At 71.5% G+C, this 20,685-nt stretch carries 18 protein-coding genes; 9 read left to right on the top strand and 9 right to left on the bottom strand.

Annotation, left to right across the window (positions count from 1 at the left end; all coding sequences use genetic code 11):
- Window positions 1-8: 8 nt before the first annotated feature.
- The 5 genes from hisH to hisD are packed head-to-tail and all read right to left on the bottom strand — an operon-like array spanning window position 9 to window position 3,777.
- A complete protein-coding gene (gene hisH / locus ABT340_RS03450; RefSeq protein ID WP_352009034.1) occupies window positions 9-644 on the bottom strand; it encodes an imidazole glycerol phosphate synthase subunit HisH in 636 nt (211 codons plus the stop codon).
- Window positions 635-790, bottom strand: a complete 156-nt coding sequence (locus ABT340_RS03445; RefSeq protein WP_352009033.1) for a CG2302 family histidine operon protein — start codon at window positions 788-790, stop codon at window positions 635-637. Before ABT340_RS03445 ends, hisH begins: the two co-directional genes overlap by 10 nt.
- Entirely contained in the window at window positions 787-1,476 is a 690-nt protein-coding gene (gene hisB / locus ABT340_RS03440; protein WP_502992403.1) for an imidazoleglycerol-phosphate dehydratase HisB, read from the bottom strand. Before hisB ends, ABT340_RS03445 begins: the two co-directional genes overlap by 4 nt.
- Window positions 1,404-2,474, bottom strand: a complete 1,071-nt coding sequence (locus tag ABT340_RS03435; protein WP_352009031.1) for a histidinol-phosphate transaminase — start codon at window positions 2,472-2,474, stop codon at window positions 1,404-1,406. Before ABT340_RS03435 ends, hisB begins: the two co-directional genes overlap by 73 nt.
- Window positions 2,464-3,777, bottom strand: coding sequence for a histidinol dehydrogenase (gene hisD / locus ABT340_RS03430; RefSeq protein ID WP_352009030.1), 1,314 nt, complete (start codon window positions 3,775-3,777; stop codon window positions 2,464-2,466). The genes ABT340_RS03435 and hisD overlap by 11 nt, the downstream gene beginning before the upstream one ends.
- 101 nt (window positions 3,778-3,878) lie before the next feature.
- On the opposite strand from hisD, the gene ybaK reads away from it, so the two are divergent.
- Together ybaK and ABT340_RS03420 are read left to right on the top strand one after the other, a co-directional pair.
- On the top strand, window positions 3,879-4,379 hold the full coding sequence (gene ybaK, locus ABT340_RS03425; RefSeq protein ID WP_352009029.1) for a Cys-tRNA(Pro) deacylase: 501 nt from the start codon (window positions 3,879-3,881) through the stop codon (window positions 4,377-4,379).
- Window positions 4,379-5,770, top strand: coding sequence for an amidase (locus ABT340_RS03420; RefSeq protein ID WP_352009028.1), 1,392 nt, complete (start codon window positions 4,379-4,381; stop codon window positions 5,768-5,770). Before ybaK ends, ABT340_RS03420 begins: the two co-directional genes overlap by 1 nt.
- Window positions 5,771-5,779: 9 nt before the next feature.
- Here ABT340_RS03420 and ABT340_RS03415 read toward each other — a convergent pair whose 3' ends face one another.
- Together ABT340_RS03415 and ABT340_RS03410 are read right to left on the bottom strand one after the other, a co-directional pair.
- Window positions 5,780-6,145 carry a hypothetical protein gene (locus tag ABT340_RS03415; protein ID WP_352009027.1) on the bottom strand — a complete coding sequence of 122 codons (366 nt, stop codon included), beginning with the start codon at window positions 6,143-6,145 and terminating at the stop codon, window positions 5,780-5,782.
- Window positions 6,146-6,224: 79 nt separating this feature from the next.
- Window positions 6,225-6,776 (bottom strand): hypothetical protein, encoded by a 552-nt coding sequence (locus ABT340_RS03410; RefSeq protein ID WP_352009026.1) that lies wholly within the window; start codon window positions 6,774-6,776, stop codon window positions 6,225-6,227.
- Between the two features lie 106 nt (window positions 6,777-6,882).
- Between ABT340_RS03410 and murA the strand changes: the two genes are divergently transcribed.
- Together murA and ABT340_RS03400 are read left to right on the top strand one after the other, a co-directional pair.
- The gene (gene murA, locus ABT340_RS03405; RefSeq protein WP_352009025.1) at window positions 6,883-8,199 is read left to right on the top strand and encodes a UDP-N-acetylglucosamine 1-carboxyvinyltransferase; all 1,317 of its coding nucleotides are present in this window, start codon (window positions 6,883-6,885) and stop codon (window positions 8,197-8,199) included.
- Window positions 8,200-8,251: 52 nt separating this feature from the next.
- The gene (locus ABT340_RS03400) at window positions 8,252-10,588 is read left to right on the top strand and encodes a transglycosylase domain-containing protein (protein ID WP_352009024.1); all 2,337 of its coding nucleotides are present in this window, start codon (window positions 8,252-8,254) and stop codon (window positions 10,586-10,588) included.
- Window positions 10,589-10,629: 41 nt separating this feature from the next.
- On the opposite strand, the gene ABT340_RS03395 is transcribed toward ABT340_RS03400, so the two are convergent.
- Complete coding sequence (locus ABT340_RS03395) at window positions 10,630-11,886, bottom strand: serine hydrolase domain-containing protein (protein WP_352009023.1); 1,257 nt, start codon at window positions 11,884-11,886, stop codon at window positions 10,630-10,632.
- 706 nt (window positions 11,887-12,592) lie between these two features.
- Here ABT340_RS03395 and ABT340_RS03390 point away from each other — a divergent pair.
- From ABT340_RS03390 to ABT340_RS03380, 3 genes are all read left to right on the top strand, one after another.
- A complete protein-coding gene (locus ABT340_RS03390) occupies window positions 12,593-13,177 on the top strand; it encodes a class IV adenylate cyclase (protein ID WP_352009022.1) in 585 nt (194 codons plus the stop codon).
- 145 nt (window positions 13,178-13,322) lie between these two features.
- Complete coding sequence (locus ABT340_RS03385; protein ID WP_352009021.1) at window positions 13,323-14,702, top strand: amino acid permease; 1,380 nt, start codon at window positions 13,323-13,325, stop codon at window positions 14,700-14,702.
- 24 nt (window positions 14,703-14,726) lie between these two features.
- Window positions 14,727-15,053, top strand: a complete 327-nt coding sequence (locus ABT340_RS03380; protein WP_352009020.1) for a PadR family transcriptional regulator — start codon at window positions 14,727-14,729, stop codon at window positions 15,051-15,053.
- Window positions 15,054-15,060: 7 nt separating this feature from the next.
- Here the strand turns inward: ABT340_RS03380 and ABT340_RS03375 are convergent, their stop codons facing one another.
- Window positions 15,061-16,002, bottom strand: a complete 942-nt coding sequence (locus ABT340_RS03375; RefSeq protein ID WP_352009019.1) for a chorismate mutase — start codon at window positions 16,000-16,002, stop codon at window positions 15,061-15,063.
- Between the two features lie 329 nt (window positions 16,003-16,331).
- On the opposite strand from ABT340_RS03375, the gene ABT340_RS03370 reads away from it, so the two are divergent.
- A complete protein-coding gene (locus ABT340_RS03370) occupies window positions 16,332-18,476 on the top strand; it encodes a serine/threonine-protein kinase (protein WP_352009018.1) in 2,145 nt (714 codons plus the stop codon).
- Window positions 18,477-18,527: 51 nt separating this feature from the next.
- Window positions 18,528-20,651, top strand: coding sequence for a serine/threonine-protein kinase (locus tag ABT340_RS03365; RefSeq protein ID WP_352009017.1), 2,124 nt, complete (start codon window positions 18,528-18,530; stop codon window positions 20,649-20,651).
- Window positions 20,652-20,685 lie beyond the last annotated feature (34 nt).

Raw genomic sequence — 20,685 nt, 5'->3', positions numbered from 1 at the left:
GAAAGGCGTCACCCGAGGGTGCCGAGCCAGTTGGTGAGCAGCTGCGCCCCCGCGTCGCCCGACTTCTCCGGATGGAACTGGGTGGCCGTCAGCGGGCCGTTCTCCACCGCGGCGACGAACGGCACGCCGTGCTCCGACCAGGTGACCAGGGGGTCGGTGAACCCCGGGCCCGCCTTGAGCTCCCAGTCGCGCACGCCGTAGGAGTGGACGAAGTAGAAGCGGGTCTGCGGGTCGAGCCCGTCGAACAGCACACTGCCCTCGGGCGCGCTGACGGTGTTCCACCCCATGTGGGGCAGGACCGGCGCGTCGAGCCGTTCCACGGTGCCCGGCCACTCGCCACAGCCCTCGGTCGTGACCCCGTGCTCGATGCCCGTCTCGAAGAGGATCTGCATGCCGACGCAGATGCCGAGGACCGGCCTGCCCGCGGACAGGCGACGGTCGATGATCCGCTCTCCCCGTACGGCCCGCAGTCCCGCCATGCAGGCCGCGAAGGCGCCGACGCCGGGGACGACCAGGCCGTCGGCCTCCAGCGCCTGCGTGTAGTCGGAGCTGACCGTGACGGTCGCGCCGACCCTGGCCAGTGCCCGCTCGGCGGAGCGGAGATTGCCCGACCCGTAGTCGAGAACCGTGACCCTCACCACCACAACACCGCCGCGGTGGTCGCCAGGGCCGCGAGCGCGCCCAGGAGCAGCGCGCCCTTCTTGAGGCCCTGCTTGAGGAAGGACACGATCCCGCCCACCATGAACAGGGCGACGAAGGCCATGGCGACGGCCGTCCAGTTGCCGGTCACAGGACGCCCTTGGTGCTCGGCACGCCGCTGGCGCGGGGGTCGGGCTCGCTGGCCTCCCGCAGCGCCCTGGCCAGCGCCTTGAACTGCGCCTCCACGATGTGGTGCGCGTTGCGGCCGTAGGGCACGTGGACGTGCAGGCAGATCGCGGCCTGCGCGACGAACGACTCCAGGATGTGCCTGGTCATCGTCGTGTCGTAGGCGGAGCCGATCATCGGCGCCATTCCCTCTGGCTCGCTGTGCACGAGGTACGGCCTGCCCGACAGGTCGACCGTGACCTGCGCCAGGGCCTCGTCCAGCGGGCACGACGCGTTTCCGTAACGCCTGATGCCCGACTTGTCGCCCAGTGCCTCCCGGAACGCGGCGCCCAGCGCGAGCGCGGTGTCCTCGATCGTGTGGTGCGAGTCGATGTGCAGGTCGCCCTCGGTCTTCACGGTCAGGTCGAACAGACCGTGCTTGCCGAGCTGGTTCAGCATGTGGTCGTAGAAGCCGACCCCGGTGGACACGTCGACGTATCCGGTGCCGTCGAGGTTGACCTCGACCAGCACGGACGTCTCCTTGGTCGCGCGCTCGACGCGGCCGAGGCGCCGGGTGGGCTCGGCTCCGGCAGAACTGCTCACAGGGTTCCTTCCAGGGCGGCGCGGAAGGCCGCCATCTCCTCGGTCGTTCCGATGGACACGCGCAGCCATCCGGGCGGCCCGACCTCGCGGATCAGCACCCCGCGGTCGAGCATGTCCCGCCAGACGGTGCGCCTGTCGGTGAAACGGCCGAACAACACGAAGTTGGCGTCGGAGTCGGCCACCTCAAGGCCCTTGGCCCGCAGCCATCCGACCGTCGCGTCGCGCTCGGCGCGCAGCGTGTCGACGGTGCCGAGCAGCTCCCCGCGGTGGGCGAGCGCGACGCGCGCGGCCGCCTGGGTGAGCGACGACAGGTGGTACGGCAACCGCACCAGCAGCAGCGCCTCGATCACCGCCGGGTGGGCGGCGAGATAGCCCAGCCGGGTCCCGGCCATGGCGAACGCCTTGGACATGGTCCGCGTCACGATGAGCCGGGGGTTGCCCGGCAGCAGCGTCAGCGCGGACGGCGTTCCCTCACGGGCGAACTCGAAGTAGGCCTCGTCCACGACGACCATGCCGGGCGCCGCCTCCACGATCCTGGCGATGACCTCGGGGTCGAGCGCGGTACCGGTCGGGTTGTTCGGCGAGGTCAGGAAGACGACCGCGGGCCGGTGCTCCTCGATCGCGGCGATGGCCTTGTCCGGGTCGATCCCGAAGTCGTCCTCACGCGACCCGGCGATCCACTCGGTCGAGGCGCCGGTGGTGATGATCGGGTGCATCGAGTAGGACGGCTCGAAGCCGAGCGCCGAGCGCCCCGGCCCGCCGAAGGCCTGCAGGATCTGCTGGATGACCTCGTTGGAGCCGTTGGCGGCCCAGACCCGCTCGTGGGTCAGGCCGTGCCCGAGGTAGGCGGCCAGGTCCTCACGCAGGGCGACCGCGTCCCGGTCGGGATAGCGGTTGAGCTCGCCCGCCTGGGACCGTACCGCCTCGGCCAGGTCGGCGACCAGGGACTCGGAGGGGCCGTAGGGGTTCTCGTTGGTGTTGAGCCGCACCGGGACGTCGATCTGGGGCGCGCCGTACGGCGTGCGTCCCCGCAGGTCGTCACGGATGGGCAGGTCCTCAAGCCTCATCGGGGATCTCCCATCCGAAACGGGCTCGTACGGCGGCGCCGTGCGCGGGCAGGTCCTCGGCGTCGGCGAGCACGCACACGTGCGCGGCCGAGCGCGCCAGCGCCTCGCGGCTGTAGTCGACGACGTGGATGCCGCGCAGGAAGGTCTGCACGGACAGACCGGAGGAGTGACAGGCGCAGCCGCCGGTCGGCAGCACGTGGTTGGAGCCCGCGAGGTAGTCGCCGAGCGAGACCGGCGCGTGGGCGCCGACGAAGATCGCACCCGCGTTGCGCACCCGGGCGGCGAGCGCGGCGGCGTCCGCGGTCTGGATCTCCAGGTGCTCGGCGGCGTAGGCGTCGACCACCCGCAGCCCCGCCTCCATGTCGTCGACGAGCAGGATGCCCGACTGACGGCCGGACAGGGCCTCGGTGACGCGTTCGCCGTGCTTGGTCGCCGCCACCTGGCCGGGCAGCTCACGCTCGACGGCGTCGGCCAGCTCGACCGAGTCGGTGACCAGCACCGAGGCGGCGATCACGTCGTGCTCGGCCTGGCTGATCAGGTCGGCGGCCACGTGCACCGGGTCGGCGGTGGCGTCGGCGAGGATCGCGATCTCGGTGGGGCCCGCCTCGGAGTCGATGCCGATGACGCCCTTGAGCAGCCGCTTGGCCGCGGCGACCCAGATGTTGCCGGGGCCGGTGACCATGGTGACCGGCTCGCACTCCTCGGTGCCGTAGGCGAACATCGCGACCGCCTGGGCCCCACCGACGGCGTAGACCTCCTCGACCCCGAGCAGCGCGCACGCGGCCAGGATCGTCGGGTGCGGCAGGCCGCCGAACTCCTTCTGGGCGGGGGAGGTGACGGCCAGCGAGGGCACGCCCGCCTCCTGGGCCGGCACGACGTTCATCACGACGCTCGACGGGTAGACCGCCCTGCCGCCCGGCACGTACAGGCCGACCCGTTCGACGGGGACCCAGCGCTCGGTGACGGTGCCGCCCGGCACGACCTGGGTCGTGACGTCGGTGCGGCGCTGGTCGCGGTGGACCAGGCGGGCCCTGCGGATCGACTCCTCAAGGGCGGCCCTGACCCTGGGGTCGAGGTCCTCCAGCGCGCGGGCGATCGCCTCCGCGGGCACCCGGGTGGAGTCCAGCTCGACACCGTCGAACCTGGCGGTGAACTCCCGTACGGCCGCGGCCCCACGATGATGCACGTCCTCGCAAATCGGCCGGACCGCTTCCAGGGCGGTTTCGACGTCGAGCTCGGCACGGGGCAGCACGGCGCGGAGGTCCCTCGGCAGGGACCCGCGCAGGTCGGTACGAGAAATCACCCGCCCAGTCTACGGACGTCCGGCACCCGGTCTTGTTCCGTACCATCATACGGACACGTCCTTTACGTTGTAGATTTTTCGTGGTGGTTAGACTCCCCCCCGTGAGCAAGAGCAGGAACAAGGGCGGCCAGGGCACTCCGGCGACGGTCGCGCTGGCCCAGGCCGGGATCGGCTTCACCCTCCACCCCTACGAGCACGACGCGGCTTCCCAGGCCTACGGTGAGGAGGCGGCCGACGCGCTCGGCGTGCCGTACGAGCGGATCTTCAAGACACTGGTCGCCGAGGTCGAGGGCGCTCTGGCCGTCGCGGTCGTACCGGTCGCGGGCAAGCTCGACCTGAAGGCGTTCGCCGCGGCGCTGGGCGGCAAGCGGGCGGCCATGGCCGAGGCGGCCAAGGTCGAGCGGGTCACCGGCTACGTGGTCGGCGGGATCAGCCCGCTCGGCCAGCGCAGGCGGCTGCCGACCGTGGTCGACGACTCCGCCCTGGAGTTCGACACGATCTACTTCTCCGCCGGGCGCAGGGGCCTGCAGATCGAGACGGCCCCCGCCGGGCTGGTACGGCTGACGCAGGCCGTCACGGCCCCCATCGGCAAGACGGGCTGATGTTCTACCTGACCGCCCTGGAGATGCTGGAGCTGCTGCGGACCCGGCAGGTGGGGGCCGTGGAGCTGCTGCGGGCGCACCTGCGCAGGATCGAGGAGGTCAACCCGCGCGTCAACGCGATCGTCACGCTGGCGGCCGAGCGCGCGCTCGCCGAGGCCGAGCAGGCCGACCGCGACCTGGCGCGGGGCCACCCGCGCGGCCCGCTGCACGGCCTGCCGGTCGCGCACAAGGACCTGACGGAGACCGCGGGCATCCGCACCACCTACGGCTCGCCGCTGTTCGCCGACCACGTCCCGCCCCGCGACTCCATCCTGGTACGGCGGATGCGCGAGGCCGGGGCGATCACGGTCGGCAAGACGAACACCCCCGAGTTCGGCACCGGCTCCCACACGGTCAACGAACTGTTCGGCGTGACCCGCAACCCCTACGACCTGTCGCGTTCGGCGGGCGGCAGCAGCGGCGGGGCCGCGGCGGCGCTCGCGGCCGGGATGATCCCGCTGGCCGACGGCTCCGACATGGGCGGCTCGCTGCGCAATCCGGCCTCATTCTGCAACGTGGTCGGATTGCGGCCGACACCGGGACGCGTGCCCGCCCCCTCCCCCACCGCCGCGTGGTTCACCCTCGGCGTGCCGGGGCCGATGGCCCGCACCGTCACGGACCTGGCGCTGCTGATGAGCGTGATCTCCGGTTTCGACGCCGTCTCCCCTCTCTCGATCGCCGAGAGCGGGCAGGCGTTCGCCGGGTCGCTGGAGATCGACCCGGCGCGGCTGCGGATCGCGTGGAGCCCCGACCTCGGCGGCCTGCCGGTCGACCCGGAGACCGCCCGGGTCACCGCGTCGGCCCCCGAGGTCCTCCAAGGGCTCGGCGCCCGGGTCGAGCAGGTCAGGCTCAACCTGTCGGACGCCGAGGAGGCCTTCCGCGTCTACCGGGCCTGGTACTACGCGCTGTCCTACGGCGGCATGCCCGCCGAGCGGCTCGGGGCCAACGTGCGCTGGAACGTCGAACAGGGCCTGAAGGTCACCGGGGCCGACCTGGCCAGGGCGGAACGGCTGCGCAGCGGCCTGTACCGGCGGATGGGCCGTTTCTTCGGCGACCACGACTTCCTGCTGACGCCGGTCAGCCAGGTGCCTCCGTTCCCGGTCGGCGAGCCGTACGTCTCGGAGATCGACGGCGAACCGATGCCCGACTATCTGGCGTGGATGCGCTCGGCCTACTGGATCAGCGTGCTGCACGCCCCGGCGATCTCCGTGCCCTGCGGTTTCACCCGGGACGGCCTGCCGGTCGGCGTGCAGATCGTCGGACGGCCGTTCGACGACCTGGGCGTGCTGCGCCTGGCCCGCCTCTTCGAACAGGCGACCGGCCACGGCGCGCGCAGGCCGGACCTGCGCTGAACGCCCCCCTCAGGCCCGCCGGGGCCTCGGAGCACGCGTGCGCACGAGGAACAGGATGAGGCATCCGGCCAGGCTCGCGGAGGCCCCGGCGCCCAGGAGCGCGGCGGAGGTGAACTGGGAGCGGTGCTCCTCGTCGTCGGTCCCGGCGAAGCCGAGGTAGCGCTCCGCCTCCGCCGTCAGCTCGTCGTATCGCCTCTGGTCCTTCTCCTTGACGGTCTCCGCCTCGGCGAGCAGGTCGGACACCTTCTGCCGATGCCCGTCGAGCCGCTCCCCCGTCTCGCCCGCCCGCAGGAACGCCAGGGTGCTCAGTCCCGCCAGGACCAGGGCCACGGCCACCAGGGCCGCTCCGAACCACATACGTCTCGCCGTCGTCATGGCAGAGGAACGTAGTGCGGCGCCCAGGACGGCCGAACCCGCCGCGAGGGTGATCCCGCCTCCCCCGCCCGGGTGATCGTCAGTGCCCGCTGATGTCGTAGCCGGACAGCGGGCCGTAGGGGTCCCGGCCGCCGAACGGCGTGCGCAGCGGCGAGTCACGGTAGCCCGCGACGCCCTCAAGCACGAAGAACAGGCCGACCGCCAGTGTGGGCCAGGCGAACATGACTCCGGTGGCGGTCAGGGCGAGCGGGCCGGGGAACAGGGAGACGGAGGTGCCGGAGGCCACGACGTCGGCCGCCGGGGCCAGGTTGACGGCCCCTCCGGTGAGGCTCGCGAGGTAGGACCCCAGCAGGCCCCCCGCCGCCAGGCCGAGGACGATCGCCAGCGGCCTGCCCCGGCGCGAGAGGCTGTAGCCGACGGCGCCGCAGGCCAGCCCGATCACGCCGGTGACGGCCGCGAACAGGCCGTCGTCCGCGATCAGCGCCTGGGTGGAGGGATCCGCCAGCAGCGGGCCCTGCCCGGTCATCACGTACGGCGGGCGCGGCGCGAGCGTCGACCACAGGACACCTGCCACCACCCCGAGGATCCCCAGGGCCAGTACGGTGACGGCGAAGTCGCGCGCATGCCGCAAAGTCTCCCCCTACCCGCTGTACTGATGTCTGTGCTGATGTGCCCGATGTTACCGATCCCGGGTCGTGTTCCCGGAGAGTCAGGGCGAATCCCGTTACGCTGTCCGGGTGAACGAAGAGGTGTGGCTGATCGAGCCTTCCGGACCGCTCCGCGGCGACGTCGAGGTCCGCGGCTCCAAGAACGCCGTGTCCAAGCACATGGTCGCCGCGATGCTCGGCGCCGGGGAGAGCACGATTCACAACGCCCCCGACGTGGGTGAGGTCGGCATCACCGCGCAGATGCTACGGGCGCTCGGCATCGACGTCGAGATCACGCCCAGGGAGATCAGGGTCGCCCGGGGAGAGCGGATCAACCCGCACGTCCCCGCGGCGTTCACCGGCCTCAACCGCATCCCCATCCTGATGCTCGGCCCGTTGCTGCACCTGGCCGGCGAGGCGTTCGTACCGCTGGTCGGCGGCGACCCGATCGGGCGCAGGCCCGTGGACTTCCACGTCGAGGCGCTGCGCGCGATGGGCGCCGAGGTCGAGGTGAGCGACACCGGGGTCTACGCCAAGGCCAGGAGGCTGCGCGGCACCCGGATCGAGCTTCCCTATCCCAGTGTGGGCGCCACCGAGACGATCCTGATGTCGGCGGTGCTCGCCGAGGGCAAGACCGTCCTCAAGGGCGCCGCCATGGAGCCCGAGGTGGTGGAGCTCGCTCTGTTCCTGCAGCGGATGGGCGCGCGCATCGAGCTCAGCCCGGACCGGCGCATCGTCATCGAGGGCGTCAAGCGGTTGCGCGGCGCCTCGACCTGGCTGAACGGCGACCGGATCGAGGCCTTCTCCTACCTCGCCGCGGGCCTGATCACCGGTGGCGAGGTCAGGGTGCACGGCTGCCCGCAGGACCGCCTGGTGACGGCCATCACCACCCTCGCCAGGATGGGCGCGGAGATGGACATCACCGACGACTACGTCTCGGCCTCGGCCCCCGAGGGGCTGCGGGCCGCCGCGGTGCAGACCGACACGCACCCGGGGTTCATGACCGACTGGCAGACGCCGCTGATGGTGCTGTTCACCCAGGCCCAGGGCATGTCCGTGCTGCACGAGACGGTCTTCGAGAACCGGCTGGTCTACGTGCCCGCGCTGCAGCGGATGGGCTGTGAGATCGAGGTCTTCGACGTGTGCCTCGGCGGCCCCGCCTGCCGTTACCACGACACCAACGCCAAGCACTCCGCGGTCGTGCGGGGCGTGTCGAAGCTGCGCGGCGCCGACGTGACGCTGCCCGACATCAGGGCCGGCTTCTCCGCCGTGCTGGCCGCCGCGGCGGCCGAGGGCACCTCGACGCTACGCGGCGTGCACCACATCGAGCGGGGCTACCACCGCCCGTTCGAGCAGTTCGCCTCCCTGGGTCTGCAGGTCAGCAGGGAAGCGGTCGGGGAAGGGTAAAGATTCACGGCCGGGCGTTTGCCCCAGCCCGTCCGGCCGCACGTTACTGTCTGTGACATTTCGATCATCCGAGGTGAGACGCGGGCTCGCCGGGTGCCTGTGGGGCCTGACGGCCTGCGGCGTGCTCGGCGGGCTCCTGGTCGCGGCCATCGCCCTGCCGGCGGTCGGCGGCGCGGGCATCACCACCAACACGGTCACACACCTGTTCATCGACCTGCCCCCCAGCCCGAGGGAGGACCCGCTCCCCGAGCGGACGATCCTCCTGGACAGGAACGGCAAGCAGTTCGCCCAGTTCTACACGGAGAACCGGAAGATCGTTAAGCTCGACCAGGTCGCCCCGGCCATGCGCCAGGCGATCGTGGCGATCGAGGACTCCCGCTTCTACGAGCACGCGGGCCTGGACATCAAGGGGACCCTGCGGGCCCTGGTGACCAACACCCAGGCGGGCGGCGTACGGCAGGGCGGCTCCTCCCTCACCCAGCAGCTGGTCAAGAACATCCTGGTCGAGAGCGCCGAGACCGACGCCGAACGGGACAGGGCCCGCGAGCCGAGCCTCAGACGCAAGATCACCGAGCTGCGCTACGCGCTGGCCATGGAGGACAAGTACTCCAAGGCGGAGATCCTGGAGCGTTATCTCAACATCGCCTACTTCGGCGCCGGGGCCTTCGGGGTCGAGGCGGCCGCCCAGCGGTTCTTCTCCGTCTCGGCCGCCGACCTGACCCTGAAGCAGGCGGCGACGCTGGCGGGGGCGGTGCGGACGCCGTACTCGACCGACCCCTCTCTCGGCCCGCAGCGCAGGCACCGCCTGCGGGAGCGCAGGGACATCGTGCTCGACCGGATGGCCCAGCTCGGCGACATCCCGGTGGCGCAGGCCGAGGCGGTCAAACGCACCCCGCTGGACATCCGCATGCGGCCCGAGCCCGGCGGATGCGCCGGGAGCGCCTACCCCTACTTCTGCCTCTACGTCCACAAGGAACTGGTGACCAACCCCGCCTTCGGCCCCACCAGGGCCGCGCGGGAACGGCTGCTGGCCAGGGGCGGCATCGTGCTGCGCACCACCCTCGACCCGACGGCCCAGCGGGCCGCGCAGCACGCCGTCTCCTCCCACGTCTCGCCGAAGGACACCGAGGTCGCCGCGGAGGCGATGGTCGAGCCGGGAACCGGCCGGATCAGGGCGATGACGGCCAGCAAGAGGTACGGCGTCAACTCGGGCAACGCCAGGAACGGCCCGAGCACCACCTACAACCTCCCGGCGGACATGGCGCACGGCGGCGGGCAGGGCTTCCAGGCGGGGTCGACCTTCAAGGCGTTCACCCTGGCGACCGCCCTGGCCAGGGGCTGGCGCTTCGACGACGGCTTCATGACGCCGGGCAGGTTCGTGCCCTCGGGGGGCTACTTCGACTGCCGGGGACACCGGGTGAACGACCCGCGCAGCCAGATCTTCAACGCCAGCGGCGAGGGCAGCGGCGGACCGCAGAGCATCTCGACGGGCACCTGGAAGTCGGTGAACATCTTCTACATGATGCTGGAGCGCCGGGTCGGCCTGTGCCAGGTGGTCAAGACCGCCAAGGCGCTCGGCGTGGTCCGCGCCGACGGCACGCCGCTGCGCGAGGTGCCGACCTTCACGCTCGGGGTCAACGAGATGGACCCGGTGACGGTCGCGGCGGCGTTCGCCGCGTTCGGCGCGCGGGGCCGTTACTGCAGGCCGATGGCGATCGTCGACATCGTCGAACGGGACGGCACGCACGTCCCGGTGCCGCCGAGCTGTGTGCAGGCGATCGAGCGTGACGTGGCCGACGCGGTCAACCACGTGCTGTCCGGGGTGTTCAGCAGGGGAACCATGACGGGACAGGACATCGGGCGCGACGCGGCGGGCAAGACCGGCACGAACAACGGCTACACCTCCGCCTGGTTCGCCGGATACACCCCCGACCTGGCCGCCGCGGTCAGTGTCGGCGACATCAGGGGCGCCTACCGCTACCCGCTGCGTGACGTGACGATCGGCGGCGAGTACTACGGGCAGGTGCAGGGCGCCTCCCTGCCGGGCCCCATCTGGGTCTCCTCCATGGAGGCCGCCCTGCGCGACGTCGAGGCGTCCTCCTTCCACCACCCGGACATGTCACGCTTCGGTGGTGGCTACACCCCGGGCATGGACAAACTGCTGGAGGCCGAGAAGAAACGCGACGGCCGGAACGGGGGCGGTGACGGGGACGGCGGGGCGGACGGGCAGGACGCCGGGGAGCCGGACGAACGGCACAGCCTCGGCGCCGACCACGGCTACCGGGGCGGCAGGGCCCACTGGAGGAAACCCCGCCACCAGCAGCGGCAGCAACAGCCGCACCGGCGGCAGCGACATCACCGGCCCGGTCCCGGCCACCGGGCCCGCTGAGGGGCCCCGGGGCCGCCCCCGCGCGGGACGGCCCCGAAGGCCTACCTCTTGACCAGGACCTGCTGGGTCGGGAAGGGCACCAGGGCCGTTCCCCGGGCCAGGGCGGCACCGGGACCGCACAGCGCCCGCAGCATGTGATCACCGAGCGCCTGGTCGATCGGATGCTGCTGCGGAATCCCCTGGGCGTCGAGGCGCTGGTACTTCATCAGGTTGATCCCGAGGGAGATCTGGCGGCGGCCGTCCTGGCTGGACAGGGAGAAGGTGCCCATGCCGAAGACCCCTCCGTCATGGCCCCAGAACCGGCCGCAGGGCAGATCCTGGGCGTAGACGCCCAGACCGTAGTTCATCAGGACGTTGCCCTGACCGTCGGTGACGGGCACCGTGGTCTGCATCTGGGCGAGCTGGGCCTTGGGCAGCAGCCTGCCTTCGAGCAGCGCCCGGTAGAACCGGTCGAGGTCGCCGGTCGTCGAGACGACGGCGCCCGCGGTGTACGCCCACGACATGTCGTAGACGCTGTAGTCACGCGGCGGGTCGATGAGCCCGTAGAGCGACTCGTAGGCCTTGGAGTGCGGCCCGGGGATGACCGGCGTGCGGGGGAAGGAGGTCTCGCGCAGCCCGGCCCTGTGGATGACCTCACGGGTGATGTACCGCTGCGCCGGTTCGCCGGTCACCGCCTCCAGCAACAGCCCCGCGATGACGTAGTTCGTGTTGGAGTAGGACCAGCGCTCCCCGGGCTCCCCCGTCGGCTGGGCCTGCAGGCCGAGCCTCACCAGTTCCGCCGGCGCGATGGAACGGAAGCGCTCCTCGTCCAGGCTCGCGGCCGACCCCTGGGCCAGGGAGGGGAAGGCGCCCAGGACGTAGTCGCCGATGCCACTGGTGTGGTTGAGCAGCATCCGCACCGTGACCCTCCGCCCGAGGTCGGCGGGGAGCAGCCTCGGCAGATGACGCGCGACGGGCGCGTCCAGGTCGATGCGCCCCTTCCCGGCCTGCTGGAGGATCGCGACCGCGGTGAAGGTCTTGGTGATGCTGCCGACCCGGTGGCGCATGCCCTGCCGTACCGGTCTGCCGGTTTCCACGTCGGCGACCCCGGCCGCCCCGTCCCACGCCTGCCTGCCGTTCCGGACGCTGGAGTAGAGGCCGTACATGCCCGCGTCACGGACCGCGTCAAGGGTCGCCTCCAGTCCCTCGCGGTCGAGATCCTGCGGCGCCACCGGGCCGGACTCCGGCGGCTCCGCCGCCTGCGCGGGCAGGGCGGCGCCCGCCACGAGCGCGGCGCTCAGCCCAAGCCCAACGATCACAACCCCACGACGCCTCATGAAGGCCGCCATTCGCCATCTCCTCGGAACCGGGAACACGACCTCATCACGATCACAAAATCACCGCCCCGGGGCCTCCCCTTTCCGGACGAATCGACGTTCGTTCTCAGGAATGACAATCGCCGCCGAACGACCGCGTACCGGTCCGCCCGCGACTCGTCGCGTGTCTGGCCGAATGCCGTGGCGGGCGAAACGGATGCCACCGCCTCGTGGCCGGTCACCGGTTCGCCACGGGTGGCCCCGCATCGTCGGCGCGGGCGGCGATGCGCACCTCCCACGGCGTCCGGGGCCGCGCGCCGAGCGGCGGCCTCTCCTCGAAGCCAGAGAAGCCGCGAGGGGCAGAGGAATCCGCTTTCTCCTCCCGAATATTCCGCCCGGTCAAAATCGAAGAATCCCACCGTGCAATCGGTGCACGACGGGAAAAGGAAAACACGTATACGTGGTGACACGGCCCCGCCCCGTACTTCACCGTTTACCTCCGGCCAGGAGGGCCAGGAGAGCCAGAGGAAACCGCCGGGACCATCGGATCCACGCGACGCCCGGCATCCGGTCTGGAGTCGCTCCGCCCTCCCATGGTCGTGAGATCCTGCTGATCTTGAGGACGGACGGGTTCCCCGGGCGAGCCCCATCGGACCGCCTGCCGCAAGGACCCGCGCGTCCGGACGACCGGCACCGGAGGAAAGAGACCATGAAGCACGAGTACGAGGCCACGTTCCTGTCCGTCGAAGTCGCCGACCTCCGGACCAGGTTGATCTCCCTGGGGGCCGTCCAGGTGTTCCCCCGCACCCTCCTGACCAGGAGGATCTTCGAGAGCGACGTCTTCGGCGACGGCCAGTGGCTCCGGCTGCGCGACGAGGGGGGCCGTTCGACCCTCACGCTCAAGCAGGTCACGGACGCCACCGTCATCGACGGCACCGTCGAGGTCGAGACCGAGGTGGGCGACGCGCGGGCCATGGCCGAGATCCTGCGGCGTCTCGGCCTCCGGGAGGCCCGCTACCAGGAGAACTACCGGGAGGAGTGGAAACTCGGCGACGTCGTCTTCGACATCGACACCTGGCCCGGCCTGCCGACCTTCGTCGAGGTCGAGGGGCCGGACGAGGCCGCGGTCCGCCAGGCCTCGGCCCTGCTCGGATTCGACTACTCCACGGCCCGTTTCGGCAGTGTCGACGTGATCTACCGCAGCGAGACGGGCCGGGACATCCTCTCCGAGCCCACCCTCCTGTTCTCCCCGGAGGACCGGCAGGAGAGCGCCGGGCCCTCCGCGAAAGACTGACCTCCCGGAAACCCTCGCGCAGAACGTGAGAGCGAGGGGAGGCCGGCGTCCTTCTCCGGCCTTCGGGACACCCGGCGCGAACACCCTGAGCGACGATTGGATACTGTCCGTAACGTCGTTTCCTGGTGACTGGCGGGGGGGACCCATGAAGACGGACGAGGGCTACGTCCACGCGCTCGGCAATCGCCAGGTGCAGATGATCGCGATCGGCGGCGCGATCGGCGTCGGCCTCTTCCTCGGGGCGGGCGGGCGGCTGCAGGCGGCCGGTCCCGCCCTTGTGCTGTCGTACGCCGCCTGCGGGCTCGTGGCCTTCTTCGTCATGCGGGCCCTGGGTGAACTGGTGCTCTACAAACCGTCCTCCGGGTCGTTCGTCGAGTACGCGGGCGACTTCCTGGGCCCGTGGGCCGCCTTCGCCAGTGGCTGGATGTACTGGGTCAACTGGGCCTTCACCGGCATCGCCGAACTGACCGCCATCTCCACCTACGTGGGACTGTGGGCCCCGCACTTCCCCCGCTGGCTCACCGCGCTCATCGCGCTGGCGTCCGTGCTGGTCGTCAACCTGCTGTCGGTACGGCTCTTCGGCGAGCTCGAGTTCTGGTTCGCCATGCTCAAGGTCCTGGCCATCTGCGCCTTCCTGGTCGTCGCCCTGGCCCTGGTCGCCTTCGGCACCTCGCTGGGCGGCGGCACCGCGGGCCTGGGCAACCTCGTCGCGCACAAGGGCTTCTTCCCCAACGGCTTCCCCGTGGTCCTGATGAGCATGCAGTCGGTGATCTTCGCCTACTCCGCGATCGAGCTGGTCGGCATCGCCGCCGGTGAGACGAAGAACGCCAGGCAGGTCATCCCGAGGGCGATCAACGGTGTGATCTGGCGGATCGCGATCTTCTACGTCGGCTCGGTGCTGCTGCTGGCCATGGTCCTGCCATGGACCGCGTACGGCCCCGGCCAGTCGCCGTTCGTGACGGTCTTCGCCGCTCTCGGCGCCCCCTGGGCCGCCGACGTCATGAACCTCATCGTGATCACCGCGGCCCTGTCGTCGTGCAACTCCGGCCTGTACTCCACGGGGCGCATCCTGCGGGCCATGGCCGTCAAGGGCGAGGCCCCGGCGTTCGCGGGCCGGATCGGCTCCCGCCACGTCCCCTACGGGGGCATCCTCATCACGGCGAGCGTGTTCGTGGCCGGGGTCGTCCTCTACTACTTCGTTCCGGAGCGCGCCTTCAACATCGCGACCGCGGTCGCCTCCCTCGGCGTCGTCACCACCTGGGGGACCCTGCTGCTGTGCCAGATCCGCCTGCGTGAGGCGGCCGGGAAGGGTCTGCTCGTGCGCCCCTCCTTCCGGATGCCGGGCGCGCCGTACACGGGCTGGGGCAGTCTGGCCTTCCTCGGCCTGGTGGTGCTGCTGATGCCGTTCGCCGACGCCGACCAGCGGGTGGCCTTCTTCTGCGTCCCGCTGCTGGTCGCCGGGATCGCCGCCGGGTGGCGGATCGTCGGCTCACGCCGTTCCACCGGAACACCTCTTGATCAATAGTACGTTGCACGATATATATCGACCGTGGGCTTACGCGAGCAGAGCTATCTGATCCTGCTGGCCCTCTCACAGGGGCCTCTGCACGGATACGGCGTGACCAAGACGGTGCGGGAACTGTCCGAGGAACGGGTACGGCTCGGCGCGGGCACGCTGTACGGCGCCCTGGACCGGCTGGCCACGGACGGTCTGGTGACCATGGCGGGCGAGGAGGTCGTCGACGGCCGTCACCGCCGTTACTACGACCTGACGGAGCGCGGCCGCGAGATCCTCACCGAGGAGACCGCCCGCCTGATCCGCCTCACCGCGACCGCCCGCCGCCGTCTCGCCCTCCGTCCCGCGCCTGAGCCGTGAGTCCCGGTCAGTCCCGGCGCGTCCCGGCGCGTTCCTCGGCGAGGTGGAGCCCCGCCTCGATGACGGCGTTCATGATGGGGGTCAGGCGCTCCTCACCGAGGGTGGGGGCGCGGCGCGCCATCTCGGCGACGAGACGGCGCTCACGGTCCATGTCGCGCCCCGCGAAGCCGCCGACGGGCTTGAGCCGCTGGATGGTCCCCGCCAGTTCGGCGCGCCGTTCCAGCAGGACGGCCAGGACGGCGTCCACCCGGTCGATGGCGCCACGCGCCTCGGGCACCGAGCCCGGCGTCTCCCTGCGGACGACCACGCCGACGATCCGCGCGACCTCCCCGGCGTCCAGGGCGGCCTGTTCCGGAGCGCCGGGGTCGAGCAGGAGGCCGTCGGCCCCCGCGGCGACCGCCGCCGCGGCCAGCGAGGGGTCCTCGCCGAGGCCGACCAGCACCGGGCGGCCCGAAGTCCGCCGCGCCGCCCGCATCAGGGCCAGGTCCAGGGTCGTGTCCGCCTGGTGCGTACGGCTGCCGCTCTCGCACAGCACCACCTGGTCGTTGCCCTCGGCCACGCAGTAGTCGGCGATGGCCAGCCACTCCTGGAGGGTCGCGGCGGGCCCCCGCTGCACGAGCACCGGGAGCCCGAGTCTGGCCACCGCCCTGACCAGCTGGAAGTCCTGCATCCATGCCGCACCGATCACGATCCCGTCGGCGTGGGCCGCGATCTCCGGCAGATCGGCCGCGGAGAAGGGCTCGACCAGCAGCGGCCCGGACCACCCGGCGCGTGCCTCGGCCACGGTCTGGGCCGCGGGCACCCGCCCGTGGTGGTCGCGCAGGCTGATCCAGCGGGCGTCGGCACCCTCTCCGCCGATCACCACGGCCGGTCCCGCTCCCACGCTGAGCGTCCCCACCCGTACGGCTCCGCGTTCCAGGTTTCGCTCCAGGTCTGCGGTCAACGACATCTCGGCTCCCATGCTCAGCCGGCACGCATCCCCGGGCCGGCGAATCGTAAGAAACAAAAAAGGCAGAGACCTTGTCTCTGCCTGGTGCCGGCTCCGAACGGTCGCTACGTCACGCTGTCACGACCGGCTCCCCGGAGCCGGCTCGGTAAACACGAAGTAGAACGTCATGAAAACGACGATAGGGCATCCTCGCCCCAGGCGCCACTCGCAGGCCAGGGGGCTGCAGGGGGGAGGGAGATCCAGATCTCCGGAGAGTCGATCACCCTCCTCGGCCTATGAGAGTATTCGGTGGTTCCGGAAAGGGGCCAAGAGAGGGGGAGGTGCGATCGATGGCCGAAGCACAGCCTGAGGGACGTCGCGTCGCCTCCCGTTACCACCTGCTCGAACCCATCGGCCGTGGTGGCATGGGCATCGTCTGGCGGGCGCACGACGAGTTCCTCGACCGTGAGGTCGCCGTCAAGGAGGTCCGCTACGCCGACATGCTCGGCGAGGACAGCCAGGAGGACTTCAACCGCCGCACCAAGCGGGAGGCCAGGGCGGCGGGACGGCTGACGCATCCGAACGTGGTCGTCGTCCACGACGTGGTCGAGGAGGACGGCAGGCCCTGGATCGTCATGCAGCTGGTCGAGTCCCGCTCGCTCGGCAAGGTGCTGCGCCAGGAGGGGCCGCTGCCGTACCGGCGGGTGGCGGAGATCGGGTCGCAGGTGCTTGAGGCGCTGCGCGCCGCCCACGCCCAGGGGGTGCTGCACCGGGACGTCAAGCCGGAGAACGTGCTGCTGGCCGACGACGGCCGGGTGGTCCTGACCGACTTCGGCATCGCGACTCTGGAGACGGAGACCGCGCTGACCATGACGGGGATCGCGGGCACGCCCGCGTTCATCCCGCCGGAGCGGATCAAGACCGGCACCGCGCAACGCGAGTCAGACCTGTGGTCCCTCGGGGCGACGCTGTACGCCGCCGTGGAGGGCAAGCCCCCACACGATCGGGGCGGGGCGCTGCCGACCATGCACGCGGTGCTGAACGACGAGCCGGAGCCCCCCGTCCACGCCGGGCCACTGGCGCCCGTGCTTGAGGGGCTGCTGCGCAAGGACCCCGAGCTGCGGATGTCCTACGACGAGGCGGCCCGGCTGCTGCGCCAGGTGGCCGAGGGGCCTCAGGAACGGCGGCAGCCCGCGAGGACGACCGTCATGCCCGCCGTCGCGGGTGAGGCGGGTGCCGAGACCGATCCGGACATCCGGTACCGCCCGGAGGGGGTGCCCGCGACGGGGCTGAAGCTGGGCTCCGCCGCGCCCGCCCCGGCCTCCCCCGCGGAGGAGCCTCCGACGCAGGCGCGCAGGGACCGGCCCTCCGGCACGGGGCAGGGAGCCGCCGCGCAGGGAGCGCGGAAACCGGCCGCCGAACCCGCCCAGAATGCCCCGCGGCAGGCCGTGCCGAAGGCTTCGCAGCAGGCCCAGCAGGCCGCCGCGACGCGGAAGGTCACGCCGAAGCCCGCCGCGAAGCCGGTTTCCGCGACTCCGGCGCCGCCGCGTGCCCAGGCCGGGAAGGTGGCTCAGCCGCCGCTCTCCAAGCCCTCGGCCAGACGTGAGCCCGCACCGGTACGGCCGCCGGTCCCCGTCTCGCGGCCCGAGCCCTCCTCCGCTCCCCCCGCCGTTCCGCCCGTCACTCCGCCGCCCTCGGCGGCGGAGTTCTTCCCCACGTCGCCCTCCGGGACGGGGAAGCCCTCCTGGAGCTGGGACTCCATGCCACCGCTGCGGCGGTGGTCGCTGCTGCTGGTGCCCGTACTGGTGATCATCGTGCTCGTCGCGGGTTATCTTGGAATGCGCTACGGCAGGGAGGTCGGGCTGCCGGAGCCCAGGACGAGTGAGTCGAGTGAGACCGTGGGGGCGGCCGACCGGCCCGCGGAGACGACCACCGAGCCGATCTCCGAACACTCCCCCTCCCAGAGCGCGAGTCCCGGCCCCGTCGAGAGTCCCACCAAGGACGACGAAGACGATGAGGACGACAAGAAGAAGGAAGACAAGGAGAAGGACTCCGGGCTTCCCGAGGGCTGGCGCACGCACAAGGACTCCAACGGGTTCTCCGTCGGCCTGCCCAAGGGGTGGGACGTCGACAGGCGTTCCGGCCCTTCGGTGTGGTTCCGCGGCCCCGACCGGGTGAGCTACCTGCTGATCGAGTACACCAACACTCCCAACTCCGACCCGAAGAAGGACTGGGAGGACCAGGAGCGCTACAGCAGGGGCAACTTCAACGGTTACAAGCGCATCCGGATCGAGAAGGTCGACTACATGAAGAAGGCCGCCGACTGGGAGTTCACCTGGGACACGAGCGCCGGTAAGGCGCGGGTGATCGACCGGGGCTTCGTGACCGAGGGCGGCAGGGGTTACGCCATCTACTGGCACACCATGGCCGACGAGTGGGACAAGAACCTCGCCCTCTTCAAGGGATTCACGGAGACCTTCTCCTCGAAAAAGTAGGCGAGCCTCCCGACCGGCTACGATGCGTGGGTTTGGGAGGGGCTGGAGAGAATGACCGAACGGAAGGTCGCGGGCCGGTACCGCCTGCTCGAACCCATCGGCGAAGGCGGGATGGGCGTCGTCTGGCGTTCCCACGACGAGCTTCTCGACCGGGTCGTGGCGGTCAAGGAGGTTCGTTACCGCGGGATCGACGAGGCCGCGCGGGCCGACCTGAACCGGCGGACGATCCGGGAGGCCAGGAGCGCCGGACGGCTCGACCACCCCTCTGTGATCATCGTGCACGACGTGGTCGAGGAGGAGGGCAGGCCCTGGATCGTCATGCAGCTGGTCCGTTCGCGCTCCATGGGCGAGGTGGTGCGCCGGGGTGGGCCGCTGCCCCCGTCGCGGGTCGCCGAGGTCGGGCTGCAGGTGCTCGGCGCGCTGCGGGCCGCGCACACGGCCGGGGTGCTGCACCGGGACGTCAAGCCGGAGAACGTGCTGCTCGCCGATGACGGCCGGGTGGTGCTGACCGACTTCGGCATCGCCTCGATGACCCAGGAGACCGGGATCACCCGCACCGGGGGGATGGTCGGCACCCCGGCCTTCCTGCCCCCGGAGCGGCTGCACGGCATGCCCGCCACCCCCGAGTCGGACCTGTGGTCGCTGGGGGCGACGCTGTACGCGGCGCTTGAGGGACGTCCGCCGTTCGAACGGCCGACGGCCGCGGCGACCATGATGGCGGTCCTGAACGGCGAGCCGAGCCCCATGTCGCACACCGGCTCCCTCGTCTCGGCGATCCTCGGCCTGATGGCCAGGGAGCCCGCGGCCCGGCTGACCGCCGACGCGGCCGAGGCGCTGCTCACCCGCGCCTGCACCGAGGCCCCGGGGGCCGCGGCGGGTACGGACGACCGCCTTCCCCAGGCGGGCCCGGCCCCCCGGCACGGCCGCCCCCACCCGGCGGAGGCGCCCCACACCGGCAACGGCGCCTTCCCGCACCCGAACGAGGGCCCGTACGCGGGAGGGCACACAGCCGATCCTCGCCACGGCGGCGAGCCCTGGCGGCAGGCGGCACCCCAGCCCGGCCCGCAACCGATGCCGCAACCAGGACCCCAGCCGGGAACGCGGCCGGGCGCGGCCCCGTGGGACGCCTCCCCGTGGACCGGGCAGCCGGCCGGGCAGCCGGTGGGGCCGGGACAGGCGGCCTCGTGGCACACCGGCCAGGCCGGGGCCTCTCACGGCGACCCGTCGTCCGCCGGGCAGGCGCCATACCCGGGAGATCCGGCACATTCCCCCTACCGTGACGACGCGACCCGGGTCGGGCGGCCGTCCTACCCCAACGACCCCTTCCAGGCCTATCACCCGGGTGGCCAGGCTCATCCCGGCGATCCGTCCTCGCACGGCCAGGGCGGACACCCGCTGCCCGAAAACCCGTTCGGCGGCCCCCTTCCCGGCCTCCCCCACGGCACCGAACCGGCCCACCAGGGACCCGGCAGACGGCGGGGCAGGCGTGCCGCGCCCGGCTCGCAGGCGTCCCCGCGACGGCCGGCCGTACGGCGGGCGGTTCTGATCGTGGGGATACCGGTACTGGTCGCGGGGTTCGGCGCCGGAGGGTGGCTGCTGGCGGACAACTTCGGCGCCGGCCGGACCGCGACCCCGACGCCCCCCGCCACCTCCGCCCCGTCGATTCCGTCCGCCAAGCCGTCGAAGAGCCCGCGCCCGTCCCCCACCGCCTCCCCAACGGTGCGCCCGTCCAGGCTGCCCGAGGGCTGGCAGTACTACAAGGACCCGGTGATGGGCTTCACCGTTGCCCTGCCGCGCGGCTGGACGAGCAAGCGCTTCTCCGGGCGTGACCGGGTGGAGTTCAGGAGGCCCGGCTCGTCCGCCCTGCTGTGGATCGAGTCGACCGCCGATCCGGAGAAGGACCCGGTCAAACACTGGGAGAACCTTGAGAAGGACCGCGTGGTCAAGAAGCTCTGGCCGGGCTACGAACGCATCGGCATAACCCCGCTGCGATACCGTGGTGTGGAGGCGGCCGACTGGGAGTTCACCTACCTGAAGAACGGCGTCCGGACACACGTCCTGGACCGGGGGTTCCACACGATCACGGGCCGTCCTTACGCGATCTACTGGGAGAGTCCTGAGTCCGAGTGGGACCGGGCGTTCTTCGACAGGTTCACCGAGACCTTCCGTCCGTGACCGGCCGGGGGTCGGGCCGGGAGACACCACTGGA

Origin of the sequence: Streptosporangium sp. NPDC000239 (assembly GCF_040300765.1) — a bacterium.
Classification (GTDB): domain Bacteria; phylum Actinomycetota; class Actinomycetes; order Streptosporangiales; family Streptosporangiaceae; genus Streptosporangium.
This window is presented reverse-complemented; position numbering and strand designations above follow the sequence as displayed.

Excerpts from the sequence above, each read along its gene's own strand:
- ABT340_RS03435 (WP_352009031.1), bottom strand. The coding sequence starts at position 2,474 with ATGAGGCTTGAGGACCTGCCCATCCGTGACGACCTGCGGGGACGCACG.
- ABT340_RS03370 (WP_352009018.1), top strand. The coding sequence starts at position 16,332 with ATGGCCGAAGCACAGCCTGAGGGACGTCGCGTCGCCTCCCGTTACCAC.
- ABT340_RS03365 (WP_352009017.1), top strand. The coding sequence starts at position 18,528 with ATGACCGAACGGAAGGTCGCGGGCCGGTACCGCCTGCTCGAACCCATC.
- ABT340_RS03390 (WP_352009022.1), top strand. The coding sequence starts at position 12,593 with ATGAAGCACGAGTACGAGGCCACGTTCCTGTCCGTCGAAGTCGCCGAC.
- ABT340_RS03375 (WP_352009019.1), bottom strand. The coding sequence starts at position 16,002 with ATGTCGTTGACCGCAGACCTGGAGCGAAACCTGGAACGCGGAGCCGTA.
- ABT340_RS03385 (WP_352009021.1), top strand. The coding sequence starts at position 13,323 with ATGAAGACGGACGAGGGCTACGTCCACGCGCTCGGCAATCGCCAGGTG.
- hisB (WP_502992403.1), bottom strand. The coding sequence starts at position 1,476 with ATGGCTGCGCGTGTCCATCGGAACGACCGAGGAGATGGCGGCCTTCCG.
- ABT340_RS03420 (WP_352009028.1), top strand. The coding sequence starts at position 4,379 with ATGTTCTACCTGACCGCCCTGGAGATGCTGGAGCTGCTGCGGACCCGG.
- ABT340_RS03415 (WP_352009027.1), bottom strand. The coding sequence starts at position 6,145 with ATGACGACGGCGAGACGTATGTGGTTCGGAGCGGCCCTGGTGGCCGTG.